Genomic DNA, 3199 nt, shown 5'->3' on the forward strand with positions numbered 1-3199 from the left:
ATATAAAGAAAAAGGGCAATTAGAAATCTAAATGCCCTTTGGAAACTATATTATAGTTTTATAGGCGTTTACGCTTTGCAGCAGCAATTTGTGACTGTCGCATACGGAAACCAGCTTTTTGCTTTTCTGTGGTCTTGTCGATGCAATAAACGCAAGAAACACCGTGTTCATAACTAGGTAGAGCCGACTCTTCAGGAGTTAAAGGCCAGCCACAAGCATGACATTTAATGTTAACGCCTTCTTCGACGCCATGAGTTACAGCAGTACGTCCGTCAAATACGAAACATTCACCTTCCCATAAACTTTCATCAGCAGGGGTTTCTTCTAAATACTTAAGAATACCGCCCTTAAGATGGTAAACCTCTTTAAATCCTTCTTGAAGAAGTAAAGAAGTTGATTTTTCACAGCGAATACCACCAGTACAAAACATCGCAATTTTTTTGTCTTTATGTTGCTCTAATTCTTTCTTAACATATTCTGGGAATTCACGGAATGTTTCTGTTTTAGGGTCAATGGCGCCCTTAAATGTACCCGCTTTATATTCGTAATCATTACGTGTGTCGATTAAAATTACATCATCACGTGCGATTAAATCATTCCACTCTTTAGGATCAAGGTAGTGACCGACTAAGTCACGAGGTTTAACCTCAACACCTAAAGTCACAATTTCTTCTTTAAGTTTAATTTTCATTTTGCGGAAAGGTTTATCAGAACTATGGGATTCTTTGTATTCCATAGCGCCAAAGCCTTCATTGAGCAAAAATTGATGTAACGTATCAATTGCTACGCGATCGCCAGCAACAGTACCATTAATTCCTTCACCTGCTACAATCAGAGTTCCACAGAGGTTAATTGTTTTCACTAAGTCTAATAAGCGTTGTTGAAGATCGGCAGGATCTTGAACTTCTTTAAATTGATATAGTGCGGCAACAACCCAACCTGCGGTCGCTTGCTGTTCTACAGGTGCAAGCTGTTCTACAGTAGCGTTCATGGAAAACTCCAAATGTATTAAGATAGAAATTTAAGGCGCATATTTTAGCGCGAAAATTTGTAATAAGCGAGAAAACCATAAAAAGTATATGGTTTATTTAAGGAGTTTGTTTTGAGTAATGATCATCGAACGCTCTCTCTGACCCCATGTGCAGGGCGTTGTTCAACAGTTTTTGGTGATCAGGTTTGTCGTGGTTGTCGCCGTTTTAACCACGAGGTGATTCAATGGAATACTTATACGGTAGAGCAGCGTTTGGCTGTATGGAAGCGTTTAGATGATCAATTGAATCAAATCTTAGTGCCGATGTTGCCTCATGCAGACTTACAGCACGTTGAGGGCTTTATTCTAAGTAAGCGTGTGCGGTTAATGGAAGGGGCGAGCCAAGGCCGTAAGCTTTACCATGCCTTAAAAATATGTGAAAAAAATAAGCATCTGGCACACGAGAGTGGTTTGGGTATTTCAGAGTCTCAAGTCAAAACTATATGGGTTGAGTTCGAAAGACGTGTTTTAGCTCTGGCTAAAGCGAGTTATGAATTGGCGTGGTTACGCGCTGATGGAATTAGTCATCACTTGTTAAGCATGTTTGAAGAAGAATAAGTCTAGAGTAGAAAAAGACGTAAATAAAAAAGCTGCCAGAAGGCAGCTTTTTTTCATTAATTTTCTTTCGAATATTAACGTTTGATGTCGCGTTGAGTCTCACCAGTATAAAGCTGACGAGGACGACCGATTTTGTAAGGACCGCTGTGCATTTCTAACCAGTGGCTGATCCAACCAACTGTACGAGCAAGAGCGAAGATTACAGTAAACATTTCTGTTGGGATACCAATCGCTTTAAGGATGATACCTGAGTAGAAGTCTACGTTAGGGTAAAGTTTACGCTCAACGAAGTACGGGTCGTTCAATGCGATACGCTCAAGTTCCATAGCAAGTGCTAATTGAGGATCGTTGATACCTAATGCTTCAAGAACTTCGTCACAAGTTTGCTTCATCACTTTAGCACGTGGATCGAAGTTTTTGTAAACGCGGTGACCGAAGCCCATAAGTTTAACTTCTTTGCGTTTAACTTTTTCCATGAACTCTGCAACGTTTTCAACGCTACCGATTTCATCAAGCATCTTAAGAACTGCTTCGTTTGCACCACCGTGAGCAGGTCCCCAAAGTGCAGAGATACCAGCAGAGATACATGCATACGGGTTTGCACCAGTAGAACCAGCAAGACGTACTGTAGATGTAGAAGCATTTTGCTCATGGTCAGCATGAAGCGTGAAAATACGATCCATTGCGCGAGCAAGAACAGGATTTACTTTGTAATCACGGTCAGCAGGGGTAGCAAACATCATGTGCAAGAAGTTTTCCGCATAATTTAAATCATTACGTGGATAGATGAATGGTTGACCTACTGTGTATTTGTAACTCCAAGCAGCAAGTGTTGGAATTTTTGCAATTAAGCGAATTGCAGTGATTTCACGGTGGTTGATATCTTCAATATCTAGGTTGTTATGATAGAACGCAGATAAAGCACCAACAACACCTACCATGATTGCCATAGGGTGAGCATCACGACGGAAACCATTGAAGAAACGGCTAACTTGATCGTGAACCATAGTATGAGCACGAACTTTCGTATCAAACTCAACTTTTTGTTCAGCAGTTGGAAGCTCGCCATTTAATAATAAATAACAAGTTTCAAGATAGTCTGCTTGAGTTGCTAACTGATCAATTGGGTAGCCGCGGTGTAATAAAATACCTTTGTCACCATCAATAAAAGTAATTTTAGATTCGCATGCGGCTGTCGCCATAAAACCAGGATCGAAAGTAAAATGACCTTCTTTCAGTATGCTGCTGACATCAATTACATCTGGACCTAAAGTGCCACTGTAGATTGGTAATCCAATTTCTTTGCCATCAAGATGTAATACGGCTTTTTTGCCATTTGCTTCAGACATTCAATAGATCTCCTGTCCTGGTGAATGTTGATCTGACTCGAAATCCTAATGTTCTCATGTGCGAATCAGACGGTGTCAAAATTTGCTATAAGATTAGTGAGTACTGAAATTTTGTCAATTATACTTATGGATAAAAAATGACGTTTCCACAGAGAGTTAGTCATCAAGACCCGAGCAAAAAAGTCAGTAAAATCACTGCATCGGGATGGTATAATAAGTCAATTCAACAAGAACGTGCAGAAAAAAAATGAAGGATGAGTAC

The 3199-nt window shown here is 40.0% G+C and carries 3 protein-coding genes; 1 reads left to right on the forward strand and 2 read right to left on the reverse strand.

Annotation, left to right across the window (positions count from 1 at the left end; translation table 11 throughout):
- Positions 1 to 58 precede the first annotated feature (58 nt).
- A complete protein-coding gene (gene trhO / locus HUN22_RS16240) occupies positions 59 to 991 on the reverse strand; it encodes an oxygen-dependent tRNA uridine(34) hydroxylase TrhO (RefSeq protein WP_005064553.1) in 933 nt (310 codons plus the stop codon).
- A gap of 111 nt (positions 992 to 1102) precedes the next feature.
- On the opposite strand from trhO, the gene HUN22_RS16245 reads away from it, so the two are divergent.
- On the forward strand, positions 1103 to 1588 hold the full coding sequence (locus tag HUN22_RS16245) for a DUF1289 domain-containing protein (RefSeq protein ID WP_174731529.1): 486 nt from the start codon (positions 1103 to 1105) through the stop codon (positions 1586 to 1588).
- A gap of 74 nt (positions 1589 to 1662) precedes the next feature.
- Here HUN22_RS16245 and gltA read toward each other — a convergent pair whose 3' ends face one another.
- Complete coding sequence (gene gltA, locus HUN22_RS16250) at positions 1663 to 2937, reverse strand: citrate synthase (RefSeq protein WP_174731532.1); 1275 nt, start codon at positions 2935 to 2937, stop codon at positions 1663 to 1665.
- Positions 2938 to 3199 lie beyond the last annotated feature (262 nt).

Source organism: Acinetobacter lactucae (genome assembly GCF_013344765.1).
Classification (GTDB): domain Bacteria; phylum Pseudomonadota; class Gammaproteobacteria; order Pseudomonadales; family Moraxellaceae; genus Acinetobacter; species Acinetobacter lactucae_A.

What these genes read in the sequence shown, in the direction of transcription:
- trhO (WP_005064553.1), bottom strand. Translation starts at nt 991, where the DNA reads ATGAACGCTACTGTAGAACAGCTTGCACCTGTAGAACAGCAAGCGACC.
- gltA (WP_174731532.1), bottom strand. Translation starts at nt 2,937, where the DNA reads ATGTCTGAAGCAAATGGCAAAAAAGCCGTATTACATCTTGATGGCAAA.